19 protein-coding genes and 6 pseudogenes are annotated in these 26,524 nt (G+C 60.2%); 17 read left to right on the forward strand and 8 right to left on the reverse strand.

Annotation, left to right across the window (positions count from 1 at the left end):
* Nucleotides 1-70: 70 nt before the first annotated feature.
* The 4 genes and pseudogenes from LDO15_RS22885 to LDO15_RS22900 form a co-directional block, all read left to right on the forward strand.
* Nucleotides 71-538, forward strand: a pseudogene (locus tag LDO15_RS22885) (glycoside hydrolase family 15 protein); the annotation flags it as partial.
* A 498-nt stretch (nucleotides 539-1,036) separates the two neighbouring features.
* Nucleotides 1,037-1,510 (forward strand): annotated as a pseudogene (locus LDO15_RS22890) (porphobilinogen synthase); the annotation flags it as partial.
* A gap of 334 nt (nucleotides 1,511-1,844) precedes the next feature.
* Nucleotides 1,845-2,348 carry a carboxymuconolactone decarboxylase family protein gene (locus tag LDO15_RS22895; RefSeq protein ID WP_223988162.1) on the forward strand — a complete coding sequence of 168 codons (504 nt, stop codon included), beginning with the start codon at nucleotides 1,845-1,847 and terminating at the stop codon, nucleotides 2,346-2,348.
* Between the two features lie 857 nt (nucleotides 2,349-3,205).
* The gene (locus LDO15_RS22900) at nucleotides 3,206-3,760 is read left to right on the forward strand and encodes a YceI family protein (protein ID WP_223987807.1); all 555 of its coding nucleotides are present in this window, start codon (nucleotides 3,206-3,208) and stop codon (nucleotides 3,758-3,760) included.
* A 431-nt stretch (nucleotides 3,761-4,191) separates the two neighbouring features.
* Here LDO15_RS22900 and LDO15_RS22905 read toward each other — a convergent pair whose 3' ends face one another.
* Nucleotides 4,192-4,488 carry a hypothetical protein gene (locus tag LDO15_RS22905; protein WP_223987809.1) on the reverse strand — a complete coding sequence of 99 codons (297 nt, stop codon included), beginning with the start codon at nucleotides 4,486-4,488 and terminating at the stop codon, nucleotides 4,192-4,194.
* Between the two features lie 102 nt (nucleotides 4,489-4,590).
* Between LDO15_RS22905 and LDO15_RS22910 the strand changes: the two are divergent.
* Nucleotides 4,591-5,711, forward strand: a pseudogene (locus LDO15_RS22910) (IS110 family transposase).
* 1,660 nt (nucleotides 5,712-7,371) lie between these two features.
* Here LDO15_RS22910 and LDO15_RS22915 read toward each other — a convergent pair.
* Together LDO15_RS22915 and LDO15_RS22920 are read right to left on the reverse strand one after the other, a co-directional pair.
* Complete coding sequence (locus LDO15_RS22915) at nucleotides 7,372-8,154, reverse strand: nitroreductase (protein ID WP_223987811.1); 783 nt, start codon at nucleotides 8,152-8,154, stop codon at nucleotides 7,372-7,374.
* A 98-nt stretch (nucleotides 8,155-8,252) separates the two neighbouring features.
* On the reverse strand, nucleotides 8,253-8,756 hold the full coding sequence (locus tag LDO15_RS22920) for a DUF4863 family protein (RefSeq protein ID WP_223987813.1): 504 nt from the start codon (nucleotides 8,754-8,756) through the stop codon (nucleotides 8,253-8,255).
* 226 nt (nucleotides 8,757-8,982) lie between these two features.
* On the opposite strand from LDO15_RS22920, the gene LDO15_RS22925 reads away from it, so the two are divergent.
* On the forward strand, nucleotides 8,983-9,624 hold the full coding sequence (locus tag LDO15_RS22925; protein WP_223987815.1) for a TetR/AcrR family transcriptional regulator: 642 nt from the start codon (nucleotides 8,983-8,985) through the stop codon (nucleotides 9,622-9,624).
* A gap of 93 nt (nucleotides 9,625-9,717) precedes the next feature.
* On the opposite strand, the gene LDO15_RS22930 is transcribed toward LDO15_RS22925, so the two are convergent.
* Nucleotides 9,718-11,064 (reverse strand): MFS transporter, encoded by a 1,347-nt coding sequence (locus LDO15_RS22930; RefSeq protein WP_223987817.1) that lies wholly within the window; start codon nucleotides 11,062-11,064, stop codon nucleotides 9,718-9,720.
* A 294-nt stretch (nucleotides 11,065-11,358) separates the two neighbouring features.
* On the opposite strand from LDO15_RS22930, the pseudogene LDO15_RS22935 reads away from it, so the two are divergent.
* Nucleotides 11,359-11,867, forward strand: a pseudogene (locus LDO15_RS22935) (DoxX family protein).
* Nucleotides 11,868-12,974: 1,107 nt separating this feature from the next.
* Here the strand turns inward: LDO15_RS22935 and LDO15_RS22940 are convergent.
* Together LDO15_RS22940 and LDO15_RS22945 are read right to left on the reverse strand one after the other, a co-directional pair.
* Nucleotides 12,975-13,673, reverse strand: coding sequence for an NAD(P)-binding domain-containing protein (locus LDO15_RS22940; RefSeq protein WP_223987819.1), 699 nt, complete (start codon nucleotides 13,671-13,673; stop codon nucleotides 12,975-12,977).
* Nucleotides 13,670-14,725, reverse strand: a complete 1,056-nt coding sequence (locus LDO15_RS22945) for an LLM class flavin-dependent oxidoreductase (RefSeq protein ID WP_223987822.1) — start codon at nucleotides 14,723-14,725, stop codon at nucleotides 13,670-13,672. The genes LDO15_RS22940 and LDO15_RS22945 overlap by 4 nt, the downstream gene beginning before the upstream one ends.
* A 92-nt stretch (nucleotides 14,726-14,817) precedes the next feature.
* Here LDO15_RS22945 and LDO15_RS22950 point away from each other — a divergent pair, with 92 nt between their 5' ends.
* On the forward strand, nucleotides 14,818-15,303 hold the full coding sequence (locus LDO15_RS22950; protein ID WP_223987824.1) for a MarR family transcriptional regulator: 486 nt from the start codon (nucleotides 14,818-14,820) through the stop codon (nucleotides 15,301-15,303).
* Between the two features lie 328 nt (nucleotides 15,304-15,631).
* Here the strand turns inward: LDO15_RS22950 and LDO15_RS22955 are convergent.
* Together LDO15_RS22955 and LDO15_RS22960 are read right to left on the reverse strand one after the other, a co-directional pair.
* A pseudogene (locus LDO15_RS22955) lies at nucleotides 15,632-16,067 on the reverse strand (LLM class flavin-dependent oxidoreductase); the annotation flags it as partial.
* A 330-nt stretch (nucleotides 16,068-16,397) separates the two neighbouring features.
* Nucleotides 16,398-17,234, reverse strand: a complete 837-nt coding sequence (locus LDO15_RS22960; protein WP_223987826.1) for a helix-turn-helix domain-containing protein — start codon at nucleotides 17,232-17,234, stop codon at nucleotides 16,398-16,400.
* 171 nt (nucleotides 17,235-17,405) lie between these two features.
* Between LDO15_RS22960 and LDO15_RS22965 the strand changes: the two genes are divergently transcribed.
* From LDO15_RS22965 to LDO15_RS23595, 9 genes and pseudogenes are all read left to right on the forward strand, one after another.
* Nucleotides 17,406-18,284: a polysaccharide deacetylase family protein gene (locus LDO15_RS22965; RefSeq protein ID WP_223987828.1), complete on the forward strand. Its 879-nt coding sequence runs from the start codon at nucleotides 17,406-17,408 to the stop codon at nucleotides 18,282-18,284.
* 55 nt (nucleotides 18,285-18,339) lie between these two features.
* Nucleotides 18,340-18,960, forward strand: a complete 621-nt coding sequence (locus tag LDO15_RS22970) for an urea carboxylase-associated family protein (RefSeq protein WP_223987830.1) — start codon at nucleotides 18,340-18,342, stop codon at nucleotides 18,958-18,960.
* Nucleotides 18,953-20,422: a cytosine permease gene (locus tag LDO15_RS22975; protein ID WP_223987832.1), complete on the forward strand. Its 1,470-nt coding sequence runs from the start codon at nucleotides 18,953-18,955 to the stop codon at nucleotides 20,420-20,422. Before LDO15_RS22970 ends, LDO15_RS22975 begins: the two co-directional genes overlap by 8 nt.
* 173 nt (nucleotides 20,423-20,595) lie before the next feature.
* Nucleotides 20,596-21,740 (forward strand): IS3 family transposase gene (locus tag LDO15_RS22980; protein ID WP_223979232.1). Its coding sequence is split into 2 segments (ribosomal slippage): nucleotides 20,596-20,869 and nucleotides 20,869-21,740, totalling 1,146 coding nucleotides; the frame shifts between segments, so codons are not numbered across the junction.
* A gap of 57 nt (nucleotides 21,741-21,797) precedes the next feature.
* A pseudogene (locus LDO15_RS22985) lies at nucleotides 21,798-22,922 on the forward strand (M20 family metallo-hydrolase); the annotation flags it as partial.
* Between the two features lie 63 nt (nucleotides 22,923-22,985).
* On the forward strand, nucleotides 22,986-23,291 hold the full coding sequence (locus LDO15_RS22990) for a LysR substrate-binding domain-containing protein (RefSeq protein ID WP_223987838.1): 306 nt from the start codon (nucleotides 22,986-22,988) through the stop codon (nucleotides 23,289-23,291).
* A 927-nt stretch (nucleotides 23,292-24,218) separates the two neighbouring features.
* Nucleotides 24,219-25,046 carry a sulfurtransferase gene (locus tag LDO15_RS22995; protein WP_223987840.1) on the forward strand — a complete coding sequence of 276 codons (828 nt, stop codon included), beginning with the start codon at nucleotides 24,219-24,221 and terminating at the stop codon, nucleotides 25,044-25,046.
* Nucleotides 25,047-25,345: 299 nt separating this feature from the next.
* On the forward strand, nucleotides 25,346-25,750 hold the full coding sequence (locus LDO15_RS23590) for a DUF1016 N-terminal domain-containing protein (protein WP_346656002.1): 405 nt from the start codon (nucleotides 25,346-25,348) through the stop codon (nucleotides 25,748-25,750).
* Nucleotides 25,751-25,768: 18 nt separating this feature from the next.
* Nucleotides 25,769-26,389 carry a PDDEXK nuclease domain-containing protein gene (locus tag LDO15_RS23595; protein WP_346656011.1) on the forward strand — a complete coding sequence of 207 codons (621 nt, stop codon included), beginning with the start codon at nucleotides 25,769-25,771 and terminating at the stop codon, nucleotides 26,387-26,389.
* The last annotated feature ends 135 nt before the right edge of the window (nucleotides 26,390-26,524 follow it).

A 26,524-nucleotide genomic window follows, 5' to 3' on the forward strand; every position in this document is an offset into this window, starting at 1 on the left:
ACGGTTTAGGCCCTCTTCTTACCGTGGCCTCGGCTGATGAGGGAGCTAATTTAGCGTAGTAGATCTGCTCGGATTCAACCGGGACCTCAACTCGTTCACGCAAACCTACGGCGGTCAGCAGACGGACGCCGCCCTGCTGGCCTTGCCGCAGGTTGGCTTCCTGGCCTATGACGATGAGCGCATGCTCGGCACCGTCGCTCAGCTGGAAAGAGAGCTGCTCACCGCGGAGGGACTGCTGCTGCGCTACCGCACTGAGACGGGAGTTGACGGATTGGAACCGGGTGAGCATCCATTCCTCGCGTGTTCATTTTGGCTGGTGGAACAGTACGCCCGCTCGGGCCGCCGGACCGACGCCGGGAACCTGATGGACATGCTGGTGGGACTCTCCAACGACCTCGGCCTGCTCAGCGAAGAATACTCAATGAAGGACAATCGGATGGCGGGAAACTTTCCCCAAGCCTTCTCCCACCTGACCCTGGTGCGGGCGGCGGATGCCATGCACGGTGTGGACCGTCTCAGCCTGCAGTTGAAACACTGACCATCCCTTTCGTCGAGCTCAAGAGTTCTGATGGTTTTCCGGTACGACCGAGGCGTCGTGACGTTCGCGGCCTGGGTGTCCTGCTGTTCGCGCTGGCGCAGGGATACCTATCGGATCTGGACCAGGGTCTCGGCTGCCCGGGAGGCAGGCATCGGGGACTGCCTGAGACTTCGGTCCGCGACCTTCGTCAGGGCCGTGTGGTTCGCTCAAGGTCGGGACTCCCTTGCTAGGGCTCAGAATGTTTCGCCGGGCGCATAGTCGTTCAAACTTGAGCGCCGCGGGATGCGAAACTGCGCGATAAGGCTAATGAGTGGGAGGAGGACTGTCGCGTTTCCGTATCCGACCATCGTGGGTACGAGGCGGAAGGGAGCGGCGAACTGGCCCGCGATGATGACCGGCAGGCCGAAGGCGATGTACGCGACGACATGAATGGCGGCGAAGATTCCTGCCCTCTGCTGGGGGACGGCCAGAGGGCATGATCAGCCGCAGCGATGCGGGGGTCAGATGGCGGCCATCCGGACGGCACTGGACGGCGCCGGGCACACGTCACTCCGCGTCATCGCCTACAGTGCCAAGTAGGCCTCGGCGTACCTCGGCGTACTGCGGCCCATTCCGCGAAGCTGTCGACTCCCAGCTCAAGCGCGATCGTCGTACCTACCAAATGGACGCCGGAAACCGCCGCGAGGCACTTCACGAGCTAAAGTTGGACCTGGCCGAGGGAGCGGACATAGTCATGGCCAGACCCGCTACGAGCTGCCTGGACATTGTGGCCGACGAGGCAGCCATGAGCCCTGTGCCCGTTGCCGCGTACCAGGCCTCGGGTGAGTGTGCGGTGATCGAAGCTGCAGCAGCGAGTGGATGGTAGATCGGCGACCAGCCGTCACCGAATTAGTTCTGAGCAGTCGGCGTGCCGGCGCCAGCAGAGTGCTTACTTACTGGGCAGCTGAGGTTGCCGGCTGGCTGAAGGAAACCCGTGACCGAGCCCCGTATTCATTCAGCAGAAATTCCCATCTAGAGTCGCTGACTCGTACGCACCGCCCTTGTGTCGTCCCTGTCAACTGCGGCGAGCAGCGCCACGACCTTATTGATGGCGTACAGTCATCGCTGGGAACTTCGGCGCGGATTGCAGGATCTTCCGGTCACTAGAACGCCGAGTGCTCTCAGTGCCCCCTCGTAGCACGACCCAGCCTTGGCGCCCCGAGAGATGATGGTCGACGACAAAACGGGAACACGCCTGAATTGGTCTGGGAAAACACCGAAGAAATGGACCTTAACCCCAAGCCGCATCATCCGTAATGTGGAAGCCATGACGATAACTACGGCACCCGAAAACGAAGTACTCCTGACAGAACACACACCGCGCCTCGACTGGATGACGGCCGCCCCCGAAGTCTTCAAAGCCATGCTCCGCCTCGACACAGCCGCCAAGAACGGCATCGATCCCGCCCTACTCAACCTGATCAAAATCCGCGCGTCACAGATCAACCAATGCGCCTTCTGCCTCGACATGCACAGCAAAGACGCCATTGCGACCGGAGAAACCGCAGAACGGATCATCCAACTCAACGCCTGGACCGAGTCCAAACACTTCTACACCGCACGAGAAATCGCGGCAATTGAACTGACCGAAGCGGTCACAGTACTCACGGACGGCTTCGTCCAAGACGAGGTATACCAGCAGGCCGCCGCCTTGTTCACCGAGACCGAACTCGCCCACCTGATCGCGGCGATCGTGGCCATCAACGCATTCAACCGCTTCGGCGTTTCAACCCGCATGGTCCCCGGCCACTACACACCAGGCTCTCACTAAGTCCAATACCGCTGATCGGGCCGCAACCGGTCACCCCAAACGGCCCGATCGGCGCCCGCAGCGTCGTTCAAGCCGACGTCACACACCGCTTCAGGACTCTATCCCAACCTGCTTGGCTTGGGCCCGGGAGCGAGAGGATATTTCATCTGCCTAGTCAGTTGCCTCAGGCATCACCCTGGCTCTTCGTCGTGGACATCGACGGCACCGCACAGCACCCAGACGGGTCCATAAGCGGCGTCGTCATCTAACAGGTGCGCCGCCTCGACACTGCCGGACACCAGGCGATGCTCGATACCGGCCACCCCTTTGCAGCCACCATGCCGGTGCTCGAGTGCCTCGGCATCACTCCTCGGTTCCTGGCCTGTTCCAATGGAGCTATTACCCTGCAGCGTGACCCCGGTGCTCCAAGCGGCTGCCCGCGTGAACGGGTGGAATCTTTCGACCCGACCGACATGCTCCGGTCAATCCGCACGGACTTTGAGAGCGCCCGCTTCGCTGTCGAAGATAATCACGGGCAGTACCGGCACACCGAACCGTTCCCCGATGCGCCATTGGCTGGACCGCCTGGCTGGACATCGGAGCTGAGGGCGTTGATTAGTCCACAGCGGCTGAACGAGCGCGATACGAACTGGGCATCCCTCGGGAACGGGTGATGGCTGTGGCGGACGGACGCAATGACATCGAGCTGCTCAGATGGGTTTCGGAACGCGGCCCGGGGGGTGGCGATGGGCTACTCCCCAATCGAAGTGCTGGTTGCTGGCGAAGTCACAGGAACAGTACAGGAAGACTGTCTCGCGCAGGTCCTGACCACACTGTAGTCCCGAAGTCGGGGCCACCATATTTCAAGGAGAATCACCATGACTGAGACCCAAACAATTGCCGGCTACAAGGCTGGCACCTGGACCGTTGACCGCTCGCACTCAGAGGTCTCCTTCAGTGTTCGCCACCTTATGATCAGCAAGGTAAATGGCAAGTTCGAACAGTTCTCCGCCACCTTCGTCACTGGCCAAAGCATCCAGGACTCGTCCGTCGAAGCCACCGCTGAAGTCGCGTCCATCAACACGAACGAACCGAACCGAGACGCCCATCTGCGCGCCGGCGACTTTTTCGAGGCAGACACTCATCCCCAGATTCACTTCAAGAGTACGTCCGTTCGCGTCGCCGGAGGCGCCCTGTTTGTAGACGGCGAGCTCACGATTAAGGGCGTAACCCGGACCACTACATTCGACCTGGAAATTGGCGGTTTCGGCAGCGACCCGTACGGCAATTACAGAGCTGGCATAGTCGCGACGACGACTATCGACCGCACTGACTTTGGACTGGCCTATAACGCCGCGCTTGAGACAGGCGGCGTTCTGATCGGAGAGAAAGTCACAATCACCATTGATCTGCAGGCGGTATACACGGGCTGAGAAAACAGCCGCCAGGGAGTGCCAAAGACCGTGAGCATTTGTTGAAGCGCTCGATCCTGAACAAGTAGGAGCAGGGGTCTCGTGGGTATTCGTCCTATACCCACGAGACCCCTGCTCCTGCGCATCTGGTCGGCATCACGAAACAGGCCCCAGCGGTCAGTCGTTCCGACATGCACGGCCTACGACTTCAAGGACGGCGCCGTGGCTCGATTTGTCGATCATCGGCACGTCGCGTGATTTCGCCGCCGCTCCTGAGCACCCGCGCCATACAGGGGTTAGTCCCCCGTCGCTTTCCGGAGCGTCCCGCTGCGCTGCAACGATGAATCCTTCGCCGGGGAGTGCCTGTTGAGCGGCTGGGGGGGCAGTTTGTCATTGCCGTATGCGGCTACCGCCATGGGCGAGCTGGAGCAAGGCTATATCTGATGCTGCCATCATTTGGTGCCACGGAGGAGGCCAATGTTTTCGTTGTGATGCTCACGGCGGAGGGTATCGCCGAACATAACGTCTTCGGCAATGTCGGTCCGGTGATGATGCTCGTCTGTCGTATCGGCTAGCGTGTCAGCGTCGCTGTCGCGCCGTGGTGGGAGAAAGTGGTCATCGCCTCGCGTTGTCTCTGGGGGGTGGAGCTTGTCCGGGCAGATTATTGAGGTGTCTGCCTCGGTCGTCGCCGGTTTCTTCTTGGTGCTGTTGGTGAGCCTGTCGGCTAGCGTGGCGCGGAGGGCTTCCACGGATTGTTGCCTTGGAGCACGAGTGTTAGATTCCTTGAAGTTTCCCTGTCCTCCCCGCGGCAGACACCAGATAGCCCGGTCGAGGTGTCAGGAGAAACAGTCATGGATATCGTGCACGAACGGGCCGCGGGAATGGATATTTCCAAGCGCGACGCGAAGGTCTGTCTCCGGTTGCCCGGGCAGCGGGCCGGAACCTATACCTCCACGGTGACCACCTGGGGTGCGACCACCGGGCAGATTCTGCAGCTGCGGGACGTCCTGGAATGCGAGCACGTCACCACGGTCGTGATGGAAGCGACCCGTGATTACTGGAAACCCTTCTTCTATCTCCTCGAAGAGGCGCTGCCGGTGATGCTGGTCAATGCCAAGGCCGCACGGAACATCCCGGGCCGCAAAACCGATGTCTCCGACGCGGGCTGGCTGGCCCAGCTAGGCGCACACGGCCTGCTTCGCGGTTCCTTTGTCCCGCCGGAGCCGATCCGTGAACTGCGGGACCTGACCCGGGCCCGGTCGATCGCCACCCGTGACCGGACCCGGGAGATCCAGCGCCTGGAGAAGTTCCTGGAAGGCTCCGGGATCAAGCTCTCCTCCGTGGTCTCGGACCTGACCGGGGTCTCGTCCCGGGCCATGCTCGAAGCCCTCGTCAACGGCGAACGCAACACGGAAGTCCTCGCCGGCCTGGCCAGGGAACCCTGCGCTCCCAAATCCCCGAACTCGTCGACGCGCTCACCGGCCGGTTCAAGGAACACCACGCGTTCATGGCCCGGCTGCACCTGGACCAGATCGACGCCCAGACCCGCATCATCGACGCGCTCACCGCGCGGATCGAGGAGGCGAGGGAACCCTTTCGTGCCGCCAGGGAATTCCTGGCCACCATCCCCGGAGTCTCCCTCAAAATCGCCGAAGTGATCATCGCCGAAACCGGTGCCGATATGGCCCGTTTCGAAACCCCCGGACGGCTCGCGTCCTGGACCGGAGTCTGTCCAGGCTCCAACGAATCCGCCGGCCGGATCAAATCCGCGCACATCCTGCCCGGCAACAAATACCTCAAAGCCGCCCTGGGCACCGCGGCCTGGCACCTGCTCGCCGACGGCGAATGCTACGCCGACCCCGGCGCCGACCACTTCACCCGGCTGGACCCCATCAAAGCCAAAAACAGCGCCATCAGCAAGCTCAAAAGCCTCGGATTCGACGTCACCATCACCCCGGCCACCGCAGCCTAACTACCCTTACTTTCGTATTAGATGAAGGTGGGGTCGAAGCCGGAGTGCTCGAAAAGGTGGGTGTCGTAGTGCCGGTGCAGGGAATGATGTCCAGGCCGGGCGGATGGCCGGGTTCGTCGATGTAGTTCCCGGAAGCGGCGGTGCAGGCTGGATTTGGGGATCGGGAGCCCGGTGGCGGTGGCAAAGATTTCCGACGCGGCCGGGACAGCGACGCCGGCAGTCCGGATCTAGGTGTCCAGGACATCCGGGGAGTCGACGATCCTCAGCACGGAGTGCCTCTCGGGCGGTGTGCCACGCCGTACCTGACCTGCGAGACACCGAACGCGCCGAATTGGGGTGCCCGGCGGTTCCGGGAAAAGTCGATGGTCTGCAGATGCTTGACCTCTACCAGTGCGTCCGGGAACTGATGTCATGGACCTCGCCATTCCATCCCGACTCGACAAGGGCCATGAAGTCCTTCAATGACAAGGTGCAGTAGTAATCGACGTAACGTAGGACGTTGCTGCCGCTAGAACCAGTAGCGTCAGGCGTATTCATCTGAGGCTCCGGCTGGCTTCGTTGTCCAACCCCTCCATGCGTCGCGTGAATAGTCCACGTCCGCGGGATGGCTCCTGGTGCCCTTCAATGTGCTCGTCTCCTCTGGTCTGACGGCGGCTCCGCTGTCTTGAGAGCCACAATAGTACTCAATTCCGTTACAGTCAATGACTGTAACGGAATTAGTTCTTGAGCCTTATCTGGGTCGCATGCCGGCAGCGAGGGAGGAACCACTTCGGACCAAACCGTCCGTGCTTGCTGCCCCCGGTCCACCCTGCCCTTAGCGCGTGCTCGACCGGGCACACGGTGGTGCTTCATGCGTCCACGTGGCGGCATAGAAGGCTGCAGGCTGCGGACACTTCAAAGCCCAACTGAGGAAAGCGCACATCCGCGTGCACCAACACCGAGCCCCGACGCTGACGCGGCCTGCCCCGAGTGGGCGGCGTCCAGTGCTAAGTCAGTTTCTGGGCTCGATAGAAGCGGAAATACCGAATGCCACCGCCGCGGGCACCAATCGCGATGTTCCGCATTCCTTGGCCCGTCTCCGGGGGAAACCAAAACAGCGGAAAAGGCTGACGCCTAGCCCGTCTTCCATCTCGGCCTGGCCTGACCCGACTGCGAAGGCAGAAGCCACCATCAGCGGGCTGAACCATCCCGGGCTCGGGACCGGCTGCACCTGAGGTGCTGCCTAGGCGTCAGTCACGTAGAAGCCAGGAAGGCGGAAACACCGTCCTCTGGGACCCGATGTCCCAGGTGAGGTCGCTGTCGGTGTCATCGCCCGCGATCAGCGTCCAGCCCGAGTCCGGCTCAAGCGGGCGCAATTGAGCCGCGGCGGGGCTTCCTGCTTGGCACCGCCCTTCAGCTCCGCGGGGCCCATCGAGCGCCCTGATCTCAGCACTGAGATCCCTGGGGTGTCTGCATTGCGGGTCTCCTTTGCCTAGGATTTTTCAAATGTCGTCCATTCGAACGTGAATTATGGCGCCAAGTGGAAGGCCCGAGGGCGGTTCACATTTAAGACCAGTGCCACCCGGATGATTTGTCACCTTCCCGTTCTGGAAGGGCGTCGGAGGACCACTGTTTTTCGGCTTGCCGCAAGGGCACCGATGCGTCGTTCGATGCCCGCCATTCAGGGCGCCGTGCGGCCGCGCCCTGAATCCAAGGGTTCCTGTTTCAGGGAACCGGAAGGTGCCCCACTTACGGATGAAAGGCCGGCGGTGAATTGTGTTGAACGTTCGTCGTCCTCATAGAAGGTGGTGAACTTCTTCACCGCTTCCCGGGACATCGAGAGGCGATTCAGCGGGTGCAGGGGGTCTGCGTATCCCAGGGAGAGCCCGCAGACGATGATCTGGTCGTCGGGGATACGTAAATGTCTACGAAGGACAGGATGGAAGTCGATAAACGAGGCCTGCGTGCAGGTGTCCAGCCCCGAGGCGCGCGCAGCCAGCATCAGTGACTGGAGGAAGAGGCCAGCGTCAACGAGGCCGCCTCCGAGGGAACTTCTGCTGACCGTGAGGAACATACCGACGGGGGCGCCGAAGAAATCGTAATTGCGTCTGTGATGGGCCAGTCTCCCAGCCGTGTCTGCCGCTGTAATCCCAAGCGTTTCGCCGTATAGCCGCTCCCCGAACTCCCGACGCCTGGATTTGAAAGGCTCGGCCCAGTCTTCAGGACGGAGCTGGTAGCTGTATTCGTTTTCCGCCGCGCGGCCTTCGTTGTCATGGGCATGTAGCAGCGCAGCGGTCAGAGCCGACTGCGCTTCACCGATGAGTACGTGAACCTGCCAGGGCTGAGAGTTGGAGTTGCTGGGTGACTTAGCCGCGAGGGCGAGCAGGCGCTCGACCTCTGGCCTGGGAACAGCGGTGGGAAGGAATGCCCTGACACTGCGCCTGGTGTCTAGTGCCTCTTCCACGCTGACAGAGGGGGCACGTTTCGACGGTACGAACCGCTTCACCGCTAGTGGGTTTCTCACGAGGTTTTGCATGACACGTTGGCCTCTTTCTGGAGCGATTATTCCGGAGTGATGTCGTAGGAAATCCGGCCTGCGGGCAGAAAGAACAGCGCGATGACAGCACCGCCCTTTGATTCAGGGTAGTGATGGCTGCCGGGCCCCGGCGCCGTCCAGCCCGCGCCAGACCAACCGTTGGGCCCCATCAGCTTCGCCTCCGGATCCAGGGGGACCACGAGGTTCAATTCACCATAGGGGTGCTGATGATACTGGCCACGGAACGGTTCCACGCTGTTCATGTAGACGGCCGTGATGCTGAAGTAATTCAGGACTTCGCTGGGCTCAGCGATGCGGCTTCGTCGGTAGTTCGGGCCATCGATTTCGATATTGGCGGCCCAGCCCTCCCAAACTCCCTGGGTAATCATTCGTGCAAGATCCTCATACAGTTCCGTTCCGGGACCGTAGTTTTCGTTGAGCCACGTCTCGAGTTCCCCCCCGGCCGTACGGTTCTTGACCTCCATGAGAAAGGGGATGCTTCGATCGATCAGGTTCTGGCTAGCACTCATTGTTGGTCTCCTCAGGCTTGAATCACACCCACTGTGTGATGTCAGTAACGCTAACCGCTGGTTACGTTACAGTCAAGAGCTGTAATGTAACTATGCAGCTTTCCACTTCAAGAGCACAGAAACGGGTTCCCGACTTGGCTCTCGTCTTCAATGCCGTTGTGTTACATTCAACCTATGTAACGTAACTTGCAGAGGGGTGGCAGGAATGACCGATCAGGCAGGCCGAATGGCCGAGCAGAATTCAGAAGGCGGTTCCCATTCCAAGGGAGGTCGTCCTCGTGATCCTGCCCTGGACGAGGCGATCATCAAAGCAACGCGGCGCCGCCTCGTCCTGGACGGATACTCGACAATGACGCTCGGGGATATCGCCGCAGATGCAGGCGTGACAAGACCGACGCTGTACAGACGGTGGCCGGGTAAATTCGAGTTGGTTGTTGAAGCACTCGATTACGGCTTCCGGGCGCAGCGTGACACTTACCCCTCATTAAACTTGGACGAGCTGCCGGCCATTGAGGCCTTGACCGAAGCCGTCCGCCGGCTTGATCCGGCCTACTTCAATCCTGATGCCATGGTCCTCATGGGCAACTTCATGGGAGAGACCATCCGAACCCCCGAGCTGCTTGCCATTGTGTGCCAACATGCGGTCGAGCCCCGCGTCAACCTGCTCGAGAGGGTTCTCGTAAATCTCCAGGACCGTGGCGAGGTGAGGCCTGAAATTGACACCCGCACTATCGCCACCATGTGTTTCGGCAGCTACTTTGCCGCGTTCCTGCGTACAGACGCTGATCGTGCCGGCCTGGCCGAGAAGGTGGTCGCAGTGCTATGGCCGGGAATCGCTGTGGACCCTCAGGAGGGGATCCCCGCCTAGCAACCGCGCACCGCGCCTATGCTTCGGCGGCGGTGCGCGGCATCATGCCTTTCACAGGTGCAAGTCGGGCCTCAATCAGGCGCCGCGCAGGCGTCAGCGACGCCGGTGGCCCAAGGTGAATACGCTGGCTCCGGCGGCGACAAGGACCACGGCTAAAGCAAGGAATACTTCCCCTGCTCCCATCCCGGCGCCCAGCGCGATGCCCACAAGCAGCGGGCCGGCGATGCCGCCGACGCGCCCGATGCCCAAGGCCCAGCCCACTCCCATGGACCTCATCCTTGGCGGGTAGAGCACAGTCGCCAGCGCAATCACGCTCATCTGGCCTCCCGTCACACAGGCTCCGCTGAGAAAGGCAACCACTAGAAGCAGGACTGGCCCGCCGGCAACCACCATGCCAAGGATCGCCACACAAACGGCCCCGAGCACATATACAGATCCAAGGGTGCGAAACGGACTGATACGGTCCATGCAGGGGCCAATAACCGTGGCTGCGATGATTCCACCGATGGTGGTCAAAATGGTCGCACCAATGACCAACGCCGGGGGTTGGCCCAGCCTCACAAGGATCGTAGGAAGCCAGCTCTGGATCGCATAGAAGGCTGCGAGATTGGCCGCAATAGCGATCCACAACAGCAAGGTACTCGCCCGCCAGTTGCGGCGGAACAGCTCAACGACCAGTGAGCGCGTAGTTTCGATCACAGGCTTGTCGTCATGGACGACAATGCTGGCCCGCGGGGAAAGCTTGGGATCCAAGCGCCGCAGCGTGGCATGAGCGCGGGCCATGCCGCTAGGGTGCCCCAACAGGAAGCTCGGAGACTCAGGAAGATACCGAACAAGCAGGACCAGCAAGAGCAGGGGGACCACTCCGCCAATGACAAACAGGGTGCGCCAGCCCAGGAGGGGGATGACCATGCCGGAGACGAGGCCCGCCGCAACAAACCCAAGGGCATAAAAGCAATAAATAAACATAACGAGGCTGGAACGGCGGCGCTTGGGTGCGAATTCGCTGGTAAGCGACACCAGGCTTGGAATGATCGCCCCCAGACCCGCGCCCGTAAGGAATCTGAGCAAAATGAGTTGAACAGGTTCCCCAGCGATAGCGGTGACAAGGCTAAGGACACCGAAAACGGCGGTACACCAGATAATCATGCGCCGGTGCCCGGCACGGTTGGCCAAAGGTGCGAGCACGAGGTATCCGACCATCAAGCCGACGATGGCAGCCGAAAGTATGGGCCCAAGGACGGCCACTGGAAGGTCCCATTCCCGGGCAATGGCCGGGGCGGCAAAACTTATCGCCTGCGTGTCGAATCCATCCAGAAACATCACGGCGCCGGACAGCATGAGCACAAGGTAATGGAATCTGCCGAGCGGCCGGGCATCGATAATTTCGTCAAGACGAACGGTGGCACCGAGGTTGGACTGGTCAAGTGGTTGGGGCACTCTTGGGGACATCACAAGTTCACTTTCGTTGGAACGCAGAAGGCGGTGGGGACAGCCGTGGCTGGCGGACCGGGGGAACACGTTTGGGGACGACGAGTAGTCACAACGTAGACCGTGGCATACGTTACAGTCAATAGGCGTAACGTAAACGAGTTCGATTACAGACGTTGATGGTAACGTAACCAGCTACTAGTCTCTTTCTTGGCGCTATCAACGCTGAAGACCACCCCTCGACAAGGAAGTAGAAATATCATCATGAGTCTCGATATTGAAACTGGCCAGGCGGTCGAATGCCTGAGTTTAAGAGACAACGGATTCACTTGCCGAGGCATCACGATTGCCGCCCATGGATACAGCAAAGCTCTTCATGGGCGGTCGCATGCAAGGGACGTCAAATTGGTTCAATAGCCTTGGCCTGCGCCCGAGCGCATTCCATGCCTGGCTGGCTGCCGTCACTGAGGTCACTGCAGGTCTGGCCTTCGCCGCCGGGCTCCTCACTGCGTTCGCTTCCGCCGCATTCGTGGCCCTAGTGCTTGTGGCAGCATGGACCGTCCACCGCCATAAGGGATTCTTTATCGTCTCCGGCGGCTGGGAGTACACCCTCGTACTGGGAATCGGGGCAATAGCAACGGCAGTTGCCCGGCGCAGGACGGCTCAGTCTTGACTGGCTGTTCTTCGATAAAAATCTCCTCGAAGGATGGCCCGGCCTGCTGATAGCAGCGCCGGGAGGGACAGTCGCAGACATTGCCCTTCTAGCAATCTTTTACCGGCCGGCAAAGACCCAGGGCGCCTCAAGCCGGTGACGACCTGCCTTGGAACAAATCGGTCACATGCAAGGGGTTTACAGTGCTCCCCAGTGAGGAAGGGCTGTATCCCGCCACCGGAAAGACTTACCTGAGACCCGGATGCGTCCCTCGTGGACACCTTCGGAGACGGACGTTTCCGCCAGAGAACATTAACACTGTCGATGTGTTGAGTGTTCCGGAGCGTCCGTACTGCCGGTTGCTACCGGCGGCCGCGCCGGACCGGACCTGATCCCCCCATAGGGTCCGGTCCGGCGCCGGCATCTAAAGGGAGTGCGTGGTCTGAAACGGACCGCAGCACACGTGTTTTGAGCACTCCCCGGCGCGAACAATCCCATACATAACCTGGCATTTCTTGATTTGCGTATACCCGGCCCGCAACACTCCCCTCTTATGTACCTCAACCGCTACAGCCCTCCGGAACCGACGTCCCGCTGGCTGAAGTGGCTGGATCGTCGCCGTATGGCACATCCCACCCTCCTGCTATTTCGCCGGATAGGATCCAGTGCGGCTCTGCCAAACGGGCGGGTTGGCCTACTTTCGTCATCCCGAAAGCTGAAGTGATCAGTGGCAAATCCGACATCACTTTTCAGCGGTTCCAGTGTTGCCAGCGGACAATAACGGCTGCATCTTCGGACAGCATTGCTGCTATCGGCAGGGCCGAAAATGGTGCCAGGTCGCTGCATAATCTGCTCTACCCGCCGGTGAGTTTCGGTTGCTCCACGATGCAAATTATCGGTTCCGTGGACAAGGACACAGCCGTTCTGCCTATCGGCGTTGTAGACGTCCTGTTCAGGCCGCTATCTGGCTTCAGTACCACAACCACTCAGGCAATGGCAGCCGGCTCTCCTGCAGAGAATCCGGGCACGCCTTCTAGACACGTGTCCGAGCAGCGACGTTCGCTGCGATGGACCGGTTGTGAAGGTCCTTTTCCAAAGCGGCGGCTTCGTGGAAGTCGTTCCTGGCTTCAAGAGTTCAGGCACTCGGGCCCTGTCGGCACAGGACACCTTTGGCTCGTGGTGAGCTTAATTCTGTCCACACTTTCGGCTGGCTTGCCATACTCCAGAGTTTCGAGCCCTTAAAAAGCCACCAGACACTGGACGACGGCTAAGCAACTGCTGGAGATACGTCACCAATACATCCATCGAGGATTTCCCTGCCCAAGAGGGTGGTGTGGAACCGGTTGAGCATGGATTGCAGTTCGGAGGCCGGGGCGTTCGCGCCAAAAGCCTCCGCGTGCGGCTGCAGGCGGATGCTGTCATGGAGTGTCCCGGCCGGGACCGGGTCGAGGCCGATCTGGTCTACCAGAGTGATCACGCGGTCGGTGCCGTTGCCGTCGTCTCCGGCGACGGCCATGCCCTTCCGGCCAGGGGCTCCGGGTCTGCGGGGTCCTTCATCCAGGTCGTGGTAGCCCATGTGATTGAAGGCCTTGACGACGACGGAGTGGGCGAGGAATTCCTGCACCACCGTGCTGGTGGGGAGGTCCGAGTCCGTCAGATCGGGCCGTGGGCCGTCGACTTCCCACCAGTAGTTCATTGCGTCGATGACCAGTTTGCCCGCCAGGGCCTCCCGCGGCAGGGTCCTGTATTTGCCCAGGGGCAGGGCCAGGATGACGATGTCACCTTCCCGGGCTGCCTGAAGCGCTGCTACCGGTTCGGCGCCGGGAGCCATGACCTGCATGATCAGTCGGATGCGTTCCGGGTCCCCGGATCCAGCGATGAGGACACGGTGCCCGGAGGCAACGGCCAGGCGTGCCAGGACAGTGCCAAGTTTGCCGGCTCCAAGAATGCTGATGGTCTCGCTCATACGGCCGCAGATTCGGTCAGCTGGCGCTCGGCGAGCATTTCGCGCACCAGCGGCACGACGGTGCTGCCGTAAAGTTCAACTGCTTTCAGCCGGGCGCTGATGGGCTGGGCACCGGCGGTGAAAATGAGGTCGAACCGGCCGACGTTGAGGGAGGAGACGGCGCCGGCGATTCTTCGCGCCACGGAGTCGGGGGATCCAATGTACATCGAACCATGCTGGATTTCTGCTTCGAATTCCTCCCTGCGGACCGGTGGCCAGCCCCGAAGAGCGCCGATGCGGTCCCGGACCACTTTGTAATGCGGCCAGTAAATTTCCTTCGCCTCATCATCGGTGTCGGCAATGAAGCCAGGAGAGTGCATACCCACCGGCCATGCAGTAGTGCCGAACTGTGCCGCGGCCCTCTTGTAGAGGTCGATGTATGGGGCGAAACGTTCCGGCTGCCCGCCGATAATGGCCAGCATGAGCGGGAACCCATACTTTGCCGTGCGGACCACGGACTGGGGCGAACCGCCCACGCCCACCCACGTCCTCAGGCCCCCTTCTGTTTTCGGATAGACATCGGCATCGACCAGGGGAGCACGGACGGTCCCCCTCCAGGTCACCGGCTTCTCTTCCAGCAGGCGGGCGAAGAGCTCGATTTTTTCCTCGAAGAGGACGTCGTAGTCGCTGAGGTCGTAACCGAAGAGAGGGAAGGACTCGGTAAACGATCCCCGCCCGAGGATCACCTCGGCACGGCCGTTCGAAAGCGCATCGACTGTGGCGAACCGCTGAAAAACGCGCACCGGGTCATCAGAACTGAGCACAGTCACGCCGGAGCCCAGACGGATGCGTTCGGTCCGGGTGGCCATGCCGGCCAGAACCGTTTCGGGGGAAGACACAGAAAACTCCGGCCGGTGATGCTCACCCACGGTGAAGACATCAACCCCCAGGTGGTCGGCTATAACCACCTCATCAATGAGTTGCCTGATCGCCCGGGCTTGGCTCACGGGCACGCCGTTGTCATCCATAGGGACGTCTCCGAAGGTATCCAGACCAAAGATGACTTCGCTCATGGGTGGCTCCTTGTAATTGACACATCAACCAACTAGTTGACGTGTCAATTCTTGCCTCGTTATGATTGACATGTCAAGCGAAGGGCAGATGAATGACCAACCAAGCAGAAAAGCTGGCGCGGCGCAGCCCCACCCGGGCGGAACTGGCGGTGTGGCGTGAATACATCGAGACAGCAGAGGCTCTGGGGCGGGCCCTGGCCACTGGGTTGCAATCGACGTCAGGTGTATCGTCCGCGGACTATGCCGTGCTGCTGGCACTCAGCGAGGCTGAGGACCACCGGCTGCGGTCATCAGCGCTGGCAGTGGCCATCGGCTGGGAACGCAGCCGGTTGTCGCATCATCTGGGCCGAATGGAGGCCCGCGGGCTCATCCGCCGGCAACGGTCGGACTCAGACAACCGGGGGGCAGCGGCGGAGCTCACCGACGAGGGGGCCAGAATGTTCCGCAGCGCGTCTGCGTCACACCTGCGGCTTGTCCGCGAGGTTTTTGTCGACGCCCTGACATCCGAGGAGCTAGAGGACGCCGGGAAGGTGGCGGCCAGCCTGCGGGCCCATCTGGAGAAACAGCGCGGGCTGTAACCGATCAGGTGCCGAAAAGGGTCGGGTGGCCCGCTCCGAAGCGAGAAAAGGATGCCCCAAGCCCAAAGTTGATCAGTGCAGTCCGGGCATCCCGGTAGGACGAGGCCCAGGGCAGCGAGGATTTCGAGGAGGCTGATGCGCTTGACGGCACACCCGGAGACGTCTTGGACCCAGCTTTCGCGGGCAGCCGCGAGCTTCACTACGGTTGGGCGATTTTCTTGGTTCCTGCGGCCAGAAAGAGAAGGGTGAGTACGGCGGTGATGACCCAGAGGACTACGTTCATGATGCTCTTCTTTGTGATGCCTTGACGTGATGCAGGGAGAGGCCGTCATGCGGCTTCGCCGACATAGCCGTTGGCGGCGAGTATTTCGCGGACCATAGACACCACTTTGCTCCCGTAGAGTTCGATGGCTTTAAGGCGTGCGCTGATCGACTGGGCTCCGGAGGTGAAGATGAGATCGAAGCGGCCAACGTCCAGCGATCGCACGGCCAGCGCAATCCTCCTCGCGACGGTCTCGAGCCGTTCTGGGTTTCGGCCTCGCGGCGGCCGGGCGGCCGGCCGCGGAGGGTCCGATGCGGTCCCTGTCCACCTTGTGTGGCCAGAAAACCTCTTTGGCTTCGTGGTCAGTGTCGGCAATAAAGCCGGGGGAGTGCATGCCTACCGGTCATGCCGTCGTGTTGAAGTCTGCGGCGGCCCGCTTGTAGAAGTCTATGAAGGGCAGGAACCATTCCGGCTGTCCGCCAATGATGGCGAGCATCAGGAACCAACATGCCGCCACCGGTCATTTCTAAGTTGCCGTTGACAGCTAACGCAATGTTGCCCTCAAAAAGCCCGTTTCAAGCTAACTCAATTGGTCGTCGGTCATCACTGGGGTACCGAATCTGTTCATGGTTTCCTGGCCTACCCATAAATGCTGGTCGCCCGCTACCGCGATAGCGGGTGTGAGGGATGTAAGACAAGTCCTCCCGCCGCCGCACCACAACCCCAACCGGACGCACCGAAAGCTCATCAAGCGCAGTGTTGCCCTGAAACCTCTTATAGCGGGAGAACGGTTCGTAATCGCGTGAGTGGTCCAGACTGAGACTTTGTCTGCTCAGAATGGACCCTCGCGCAGCGGAACACAGCGCTCGACGTAGATCACCTGCGCCTCATGGGACGTGTCATTTCGCCAGTTCCACACCACGTGGGGTTCGAGGATGATGGAATCGCCGACACACAAAGTTCTGCTTTCGTCGCCGACCACGATCACCAGTTCACCCCTCAGGATGAATATCCACAGCTCATCGGGTCTGGTGTAACTACCTCCGCTGCTTCCGCCCGATGGAACGATGAGCAGCGCCGGTTCCAGACCATGACCGGGTTTTGCCAGCTCCTCCCAGCGCACGCCTCCGGCCATCGTGGTGGTCGTCCGTTCATCCGCGCGAGTCAGCCGGTCATGCGTCGTAGACGGCGGCACGAACGCGGAGATCCCGAACCCGAGGGCGTCCGCGATCACCGAGAGCAGCTGCGGAGTTACTGAATCATGCCCCAGCTCCAGACTCGACAAGGCAGAACGCGAAATACCTGCACGGCGTGCAGTTTCGTCGAGAGTAAGTCCTCGGGCTTTCCTGGCGGCCCTGATACGTGCACCGTAAGAGTGGCTGGCGGGTAACGTGGCCTCCCCGTCTAGCGCTTGACCAGAGGCTCCTGCACCGGCGAGTGCGCTCTTGATCGCTGCCGGGTTCCAACCCTGCTTACGCCGTAGCGATGCGATCCAGGACGCCCGGTCCACTTGATCTCGCGAGAACACTCGCTGCCCACCGAGCGTTCGCTCCGGGCTGATCAACCCTTGTTTCTCCCACAATCTGAGCGTCTGCACGCTCACGCCTATGTTTGCAGCCAGCTCTCCCACACGCATCTGATGCTGACCTTCGGGATGCTTAGACATCATGAGGACTTTACCATCCCTCAGAACGCAGACGCCGTTCCACTGCGGCGCTCAGCTGGGTTCTTCTCCGTTCTCTAGTTCTTCAAGCGAAGTATTCAATTGTCAAACCTACTGGAGCAATGTAGTGTTTCACTCAAATTTAGCTACCGGAATCATGTAGCTTACGAAAGGGCGATGATGACCTTCGAGATGATTAGCAACCCCGTTCCCTGGCCCGCTGGATCCCGTGGCGCAGCCTCCGTCAGCTTTGACGTAGATCTCGACAGCATGTTGGAACTTGAACACGGCGAGCACGCGAGACAGCGGATGGCGGGTCGCTCCTGGCTTCGATATGACGAGGTCGCTGTTCCTCGCCTCCTGCGTCTTTACCGCGAGCTGGGGATCAAGCAGACGTTCTTCTTTCCCGGTTGGTGTATCGAGAACTATGCGTACCTTGTCGAAGCTTGTGTCGAAGGAGGACACGAGATCGCTCTACATGGGTATCAACATGAGGTGATCAATCGCCTAGCACCCGGGGAAGAGGAACGTCTTCTAGATCGAACAATCGCAGCGGCAGAAGCGCTGTTGGCCGGCGTGATCCCGACCGGGTGGCGTTCCCCTCTGTACAGCCTCTCCCAGGACACGCCCCGTCTCCTAGTTGAACGGGGATTCACCTATGACGCATCTCTAATGGGAGACGACGTTCCATACATCCTGCGTTCCAGCGCTGGCGATCTTCTAGAACTTCCGTCGGAGTGGGCGAACGATGACTGGTCGCACTATGCAGTCGCACCGGATCTTGACTACGCCACACAGGTGCGTTCACCTTCGGAGGCTGCGGGTGTGTATCGCGCCGAACTTGAATCGGCTCGCCGCCATGGAGCTCTATGGATCGCTGTATGGCATCCGAACGTCTCCGGTCGGATGGCTCGCTTCGAGGTTGTTGCAGACATCCTCACGGAATTAGCTCAGGGGCCGATGTGGCTGGCACCTCTCGGGACGATTGCTGGCTACGTCAACGATCGCATCGCCGACGGAAGCTTCAACCCGCGCGTTGATCTCCTGAGGACCTGAATAACTCGGGTCTAAGAACACTGCAGAATACAACAGAGTCGAAGGAATACACACTATGGACAACCTCGTCATCCCCATCCCCGCGCGTGAAGGCTGGAGCGCTAGCCTCAAATGCGGGGACACTATCCGTCTCATCGATGTTGAAGGCGGACAAGCCGCGGACCTGTGGGCCTATAACCCCGCTGACCATACAGAGTTTCTCAGCGCTCAGCACTCACGGGTTCACATGGGCCAGGCCTATCCCGTCGAGGGATGGACGTTCGTCACCAATCAGCGACGTCCTATTCTGGAATTTACACGAGACGACTCGCCGGGACGCCATGATTGCCTCGCTGCTGCGTGCGACCGCTTCCGGTATCAGATCCTCGGAGCCGACTCCGGGCATGCATCGTGCGAAGACACCCTCATCAGGGAAGCTGCAACGCATGACATTCACGTGTCCCGCGCGCCTCAGCCGTTCAACGTCTTCGCGAACTTTCGCGTTGAACCGGATGGAACCTTCAACCTCGACGAATGCCTTACGAAGGCCGGTGACAGTGCCACCTTCACACTCCTCGCCGACGCCGTGGTCGTGATTTCCGCATGCCCACAGGACATCGTCGGATTCCAACCGGGTGGCCCAACAAGCATGGCCGTCGAGATCTCATCCCGGCGGGCAGGAGACGACGGTGAATAGAGCCCTAGAACGACCAAAGGCGATCACAATCGAGACCCACTCGATCGGATGGATTCCCACGAAGGATAGGCACGGCAAGGCATGGCATCAGGGACCACTCTGGTTCCTCGGCAACCTCGAACTCTTCACAATAGCGATCGGCTTCATCGGGCCGGGGATGGGACTATCGCTTGGATGGTCGATCCTCGCAGGCGTCAGCGGCCTACTCTTCGGCACTGTTTTCATGGCGGCGCATGCCACACAGGGACCGGTCATTGGGCTTCCCCAGATGATCCAGACTCGAGCGCAACTCGGTTACCGAGGGGTTTCCATTACCTTGATCGCCGCGATGCTCGGTCAGATCGGCGCGATCATCGCCGTACTCGTGTTGCTCTCACAAGGTCTCGCAGGAACCTTCGGCTGGGATCCGAAAATTGTCGCTTTTCTAGCTGCGATGACTGGTGCTATCCTCGCGATCTTCGGTCACAATCTAATTCACCGTGTCTTTCAGATCCTCCTCTACATCTCGACACCGTTTTATATCATTCTGACGGTCGCGATCCTCGCAGGAGGAATACCCGCTGCCGACTCCGCAGTGCCTGGAACATTCGTTCTCGCCGCATTCCTTACCCAGTTCGGAGCTGGAGCGGCGTGGACAATCTCTTATGCACCTTTCGTGTCAGACTATTCACGTTATCTGCCCAGCAACACAAAATCTGGCAAACTCATGTTCTGGGTAGCGCTGGGTGCAAGTGGCTCTGCTGTATGGCTCATGGCTGTCGGGTCGTGGCTGGCATCGATGCTGGGCGCCACGGATGCATTCGTTGGGGTGCAGCTCGCGGGCAACACCGTATTCCCTGGTCTGGGCAGCCTCCTGACATTACTTAGTGTTTTTGCGCTGATAGGTGTAATCGCTCTGAACATCTACAGTGGACACCTTTCACTACTCACCGCGATCGACTCAATTCGGTCAATAAAACCGAACCGCAAGACACGGGTGCTCGTCTGTGCCGTATTCGCGGCCGTAGTACTTCTGATCAGCTTGCTCATCACCCCAAGCGCAGTCGCCGTAGTTTCCATCATCCTGACAGTGATCCTGTACCTCCTGGTGCCATGGACTGCATTCAACCTGACGGACTACTTCTTCGTGCGCAAAGGGCATTACAAGATCGCGGACCTATTAACGCCCAACGGGATTTACGGCTCGTGGAACTGGCGAGGTCTGTTTTCCTACGGACTTGGGCTCGCTGTTGAAGTTCCGTTCGTGGTCCTACCAGGACTATTCACTGGATTTTTTGCCGAAAATCTCGGGGGAGCGGACATCGCTTTTATATTCGGATTGCTGGTTTCGAGCCTCGCATATTGGCTCCTGCACCGCGGGAAGGACTACAACATCGGCAGGACGATCACGCCAGAAGATGAAGCCCGAGATTCAACACTGATGTCAATATCAAATGAGGGTAGCGATGCAAACACCCGCTGATAAATTAACGCCTCGAACTGAACGGCTTCAGGACGATCTCACCGAGCTCTCAAACTATAGAGACTCCACGATGGCGGGTTGGACGAGGACAGTGTTCTCAGAGTATGGGACTGCCCCCGGTTTTGTTGACTCCTGACTTGTGAGGATTCAGTCCTTGCAGCAAGGATGTTCACATGCCCAAGCCTTTCCCCGCTGAGTTCCGCCGTGACGTGGTCGCCGTGGCACGCAAGCACGAAGCCCCGATCTCACAGATCGCTAAAGACTTCGGGATTTCCGAAGCGACCCTGCACAACTGGCTCAAGAAAGCCGACGTCGAGGACGGCGTCCGCCCCGGAGTGACGGAGAAGGAAGCGGCAGAACTCAGGGATGCCAGGAAGCGGATCCGGCTGCTGGAGCAGGAGAACGAGATTCTGCGCCGGGCAGCGGCCTTCTTCGCCCGGGAGCTGCCCCCAAAATGAAGTTTCCGCTGGTCCTTGACCTTGCCGCGGACGGAATTCCCGTCGCGGTGGCCTGCCGGGTGCTGGGTTTCTCCAAACAGGCCTTCTACGAATGGAAGAGAAGTCCCGTCTCCGAGCGCGACTGGTCAGATGCCCACCTGATCAACGCGGCGGTGGACGTCCACCGGGACGATCCGGGGTTCGGGTACCGGTTTATCGCCGACGAGCTCGAAGACCAGGGTTTCAGCGCCGGAGAGAACCGGGTCGCACGGCTGTGCAGCAGCCAGCGGATCTGGTCTGTCTTCGCCAAGAAGCGCGGCCTGACCCGCAAGGCCGGCCCGCCCGTGCACGATGACCACGTCCGGCGGGACTTCACAGCAACGGCACCGGATCGGCTGTGGCTCACGGACATCACCGAGCACCGGACCGACGAGGGCAAGCTCTACCTGTGCGCCATCAAAGACGTCTACTCCAACCGGATCGTGGGTTACTCCATCGATTCCCGGATGAAGGCGTCCCTGGCAGTCTCGGCCCTGCACAACGCAATAGCGCTCCGGGAGCCGGAGGGAACCGTGATCCATAGTGACCGCGGCTCCCAATTCCGCTCAAACGCCTTCGTGCGGACGTTGAAGGGCAACCGGCTCACAGGATCGATGGGACGGGTCGGCGCGTGCGCCGATAACGCCGCCATGGAATCCTTCTTCTCGCTCCTGCAGAAGAACGTGCTGGACAGCCAGCGATGGTCCACAAGGGCGGACCTGCGCCTGGCCATCGTGACGTGGATCGAGAAAACGTACCACCGGAAACGCCGCCAGCGGCGCCTCGGACGGCTAACACCGGTCGAGTTTGAGACAATCAATAGCGGCCTCAAAGCCGCCTAGCGACACCAAACCCCGAGAGTCAACGAATTCCGGGGCAGTCCCTATTACCGTGCGTCGCGTGAGTGGGTTGCATCGCGGATGACGGCTGCAGGACTGCAGGTACACCTGGATCAAGCTGGAAACCTCATCGGAGTGAGACACGGACGCACGCCCGCGGCGCCGGCAATTAGGACCGGCTCGCACACGGACACCGTAATTCACGGCGGCCGCTTCGACGGTGCGGTCGGCGTGGTTGGTGGCCTTGAAGTAGCCCGCCTACTTGCCGAAAACGACATCGAGCTCGATCACGACTTCATCGTCGTCGACTTCTTCGGTGAGGAGACAAACGCGTTCGGATTGAGTTGCTTAGGAAGCAGGGCGCTGGTCGGTTCATTGACAACCCAGCATCTTGATCGGGTTGATGACGACGGGATGACGCTCGGGAGTCGCTATGAAGGTTTCGGGTTGGACCCGTCATATGTTCTTAGGGCTGGAGAGGCCTTCGCGAAGAAGCGGTTGCACCGATATGTTGAGCTCCACGTCGAGCAGGGACCGGTGCTACAGGAACGCGGGACGAGTATTGGAGTGGTCACTGCAATCGCTGGAATACAACGACTGGTTGCCGACTTTATAGGACGGCCCGATCACGCAGGATCCACGCCGATGGAAGATCGACGTGATGCAATCGCTGCCGCAGCATCGGCAGTACTCGCGATCCGGCAGGAAGGATGCTCCGCACCCCGTCATGGAGTTTCAACGACTTCGAAGATCGTCACAGAACCAGGCTCACCCAATGTTGTTTCAAGTGAAGCTCGACTTTGGGCAGAGATCCGTAGTGTCGATGCACCTTGGCTTGCTTCCGCACCAGGCAGGTTAACAGACGAAATTCAAGCGAAGGCTCACAGCTTCGGCGTCGAGGTAGACCTCACCTGGTGGCTCGACAATCCGACAGTTCCTGCCCATGAGGCAGTCCAGGAAACCATCGTCACCGCAGTTGACGCACTCGGCATTGAATGGCAGCCAATTCCAAGCGGTGCTGTTCACGACGCCGCACATATCGCCCAACTCGCTCCAATGGGCATGATCTTCGTGCCATCCCTCGATGGCCGCAGCCATTGCCCCGAGGAATGGACCGCTCCGCAAGATATCGTCACCGGTGTACACGCACTCGCGGCGACAATCCTCGAATTGGATCACAGTTAATGTCACGCTACTGCGGCACGCGTCTACAGCGTAGACATACTAGACCTCGCCAATTACTAGCTGTTGACAGGAACTCGGACCCGAACAATTCTGAATGAAGCAAGAGAGCACGGTATCGACCTAAGGGTAGTGGTTGAAACTCCACACCGCGAAGCCGTTGTGCCTCTAGTTCTAGAGGGTGTCGGGAGCGCTTTCGTGACCAGCTTCGTGGCCCGGGAAACAGAAGCGCGGAGCGGTCGCATCCGCGCTCGAGCCCCGGATCAGCTACGACGTTTAGCTAATTCACCGCTCAAGACCACTCACACGAGCTGCTGCCGCGTTTGTAAACCATGCACTTCCGCTCAGCACTACAACGGCACATGCTTTTGATCCCGCTTCCGGTACCGCTTAGAAAACGGACATATCGAAGAGTTCCCCTGTCTGGCTACTCAGCGGGAGCCGCAGTAGGCCTGCATGCAACCACCGAAGGGAGTGCAGTTCACGTTAGCGGTCCTCCTTTTGCGGGAGTCTTAGCGTTCGAGTCTTCCGCGTTCCAGTGGCCTGCCTCTGCGGCTCTGCGTGGCCATCCTTGACGTTTGGCCAACGATGGATTCTGAGCAACAGCTGCCGACGGGCGGGTGTCCTGGTGCTTATCGGCCAGGAGTCGAGAGTTTCCAGCTTCGCGGCCTCCCGAGCAGCTTCCTAGGGAGCTCCTGTGCCTGCAGGAGCACAGCGGCGACCGCGCCGCCCCCTTGCTCCTGCTAATCCCGACCGCTCCCCCACCCATCAGGATCGCCACGACGTCGGAGCCGGTGTTGCAGTGGGTTATGAGTCCTCTGCGCCCACGCCGGCGTGGCTGCTGAAGACTATGAGGCTTTGCTGGCCTCAATTCCGTTCTGTTTCGCATGGATATCCTGGTCCTAGATCCACACGATTGTCATGCGGCAGAAAGGCGCGACTTGTCAGGTCTCCCCTCCAGCATTGCCGCATCCCTTCACCGGGCCGCGGGCGGCGTGGCCTAGGCCATCAGCTGGCACTCCGATGGCCTCAGTCACTACCGGAGTCTGTTAGTCATTTCCTGCAGGCCGATAGCGAGTTTAGGTCAATCTGGCGCCTAAAGGGACCGGCAGTCGGGGCCGTTCGTAACGAATCTCGCAATGCTTCCGACTCGAAAGTAGCAGTATCGCGAGGGTGTCCCCACCTTGTTTGGATGGCGCAGGAGAGCCTGAGGCATAGTCTGCCCACACTCCTGACCTAGTGCGTCCACTTTGTGAGATGGCATCTCAAGATGTGAAATTTAGTTTTAGACTCCATCTCATGAGTACAAGGGATTCGATCTTGCACCCCTTTGTCGACTGGACCTGGTGCGTCGACAACTGGGGACGATTCGTTTTCGTGGATACCCGCTGGTATCTGGACGGGTCCTCGGGAAAGGACGCCTACGATGCTGGCCATATACCCGATGCCGTCTACGTCGACATGGACGAGTCGCTTTCCGGGCCAGGCTCGAAGGAAGCCGGGAGGAACCCGCTGCCCGATGCCGAAGTGTTTGCCCAAGGGATACGGGAAGCCGGAATTAGTGACTCTGACACCGTGATCGCCTACGACGACGCAGGTGGAGTCATCGCGGCCCGACTTGTCTGGATGCTCCGATCGACAGGCCGCAGTGCCGCGATCCTGGACGGAGGCATCGCCAGTTACCCGGGAGAACTCGCTACGGAGGCCCCGCAAAGACTGGAAGGAGACGTCTCGGCCCAATCATGGCCAAGCACCCTGCTCGCAGATATCTCGGACGCCTCCTCTGGTCAATACAAGGTCGTGGACGCGAGGAATCGTGACCGCTTCGAAGGGCACCAAGACCCCATCGACCCCCGCCCTGGCCACATACCCGGAGCAGTCAATGTCCCCTGCCGCGAGAACCTCGACTCCTCAGGAAGGTTGCTCCCGGAAGTGCAGCTACGCGAGAATTTCGCACGCGCCGGCATCATCTCCGCCGAGGACATCATCGCCTATTGCGGATCCGGAGTGACCGCCTGCCACAATCTGTTGGTTCTGGAGCAACTGGGAGTTGGGAAAGGCAGACTGTTCGTCGGCGGCTGGTCCCAGTACGGACACGCCACCGATAGGCCTGTCGAAACTACCTAGCCGGGCATCGTCCCTCACGTAGGGCCTTCTCCACTACGGTTTTTGTGAAGCCGTTCAGTCAGTGTTGCGACGTTCGTCAGAGACCGCCACCCACGAAATGGTTCAGTTTTTCCACCGTCACCGACAGAAAGCCAACGTCGCCTCCCACAATGGCGTGCCACGTTTTCCCCAGCCAGTAGCTAGATGCTGCTGGTCCCTCTCCCAGGCCCGGAAAGCGGCTGACCCGTGGGGCCCAATTATCCCGATGGTGTCTGGACAATTGGCGTAGGATCGTCGGCGCCTCCTACTAGGGTGGAATCATGACCCAGCTCGAACCGGACCTTCCTGGAGACTACGCTGCCGCACTCATGACCCTGAAAGGCCTTGTGCGTGAGGCTCAACAGCGGGCGCAGCGGGTCGTGAATACCGCCATGATCGAGCTTTACTGGAACATAGGGCGGACCATTCTGGACAGGCAGAGGAACGAGCCATGGGGGAGCAAGGTTCTCGACCGGCTCGCACACGACCTACGGAGAGAGTTCCCGCACATGAAGGGATTGCGAACCAATGTGTACAATATACGCGCCTTCGCTGCGGCATGGAACGGCCCGGAACCAATTGTCCAGACACCGTCTGGACAATTGAGCTGGAGTCACAACGTCGCGCTCCTGAACAAGCTGGACGACCACGAGCTTCGTCGATGGTACGCCTCAAGGGCCGTCTGAAACGGTTGGTCGGTGGCCATGCTGGAACACCAGATCCTCACCAGCCTCCACACCCGCGCCGGTGCGGCACCAAACAACCTGGAGGCGAGGCTGCCCGGCGAAGGCACTGACTTGGCACGGGAGGTTGCTAAGGACCCTCTGGTGCTTGACTTTCTGGGTCTCACCGAGGATGCCCAGGAACATGCCCTGGAGGAGGCCATGACGCTTCGCATGGCCCAGACGTTGGCAGAGTTCGGGGCCGGCTTCGCTTTCGTTGGCCGCCAGTATCATCTCGACGTCGATGGAGGTGACTTCTTCATCGACCTCTTGCTCTACCACGTCCCTTCCGACCGTTACGTTGTGGTGGAACTGAAGGCCGGCAAATTCAAACCCGAGCATCTTGGTCAGTTGAACTTCTACGTCGCGGCAGTCAACGACATGCTCCGACTGCCCAGGCAAGCCCCAACTGTCGGGATCCTGGTGTGCGGGTCCAGGAACGAGCGCACTGTGCGCTACGCTCTCGATGGTTCCGCTCAGCCCTTGACCGTGACCTCCTACACGTACGAGGCACTTCCGGCTGATGAGCAGGCTACCCTGCCCTCCCCCGCGGCCATCACCGCTGCGCTAGAGCACGATCTGACGGGCGCTCTCGACGCGTGACGAGTTGCTAAATCAGCACCTGGGCCGCCGTGCGAGCACGACTTTAACCCGGGCAACTCAGGCCGAAGTCGAACAGGTCAGTCGCAGACGGCCCGCGCATCTTCTCGGAAGTCCGATAGTGGACCTCATGTCAAG

The sequence above is a fragment of the Arthrobacter sp. NicSoilB8 genome (assembly GCF_019977355.1).
In the GTDB taxonomy this organism is placed as follows: Bacteria; Actinomycetota; Actinomycetes; order Actinomycetales; family Micrococcaceae; genus Arthrobacter.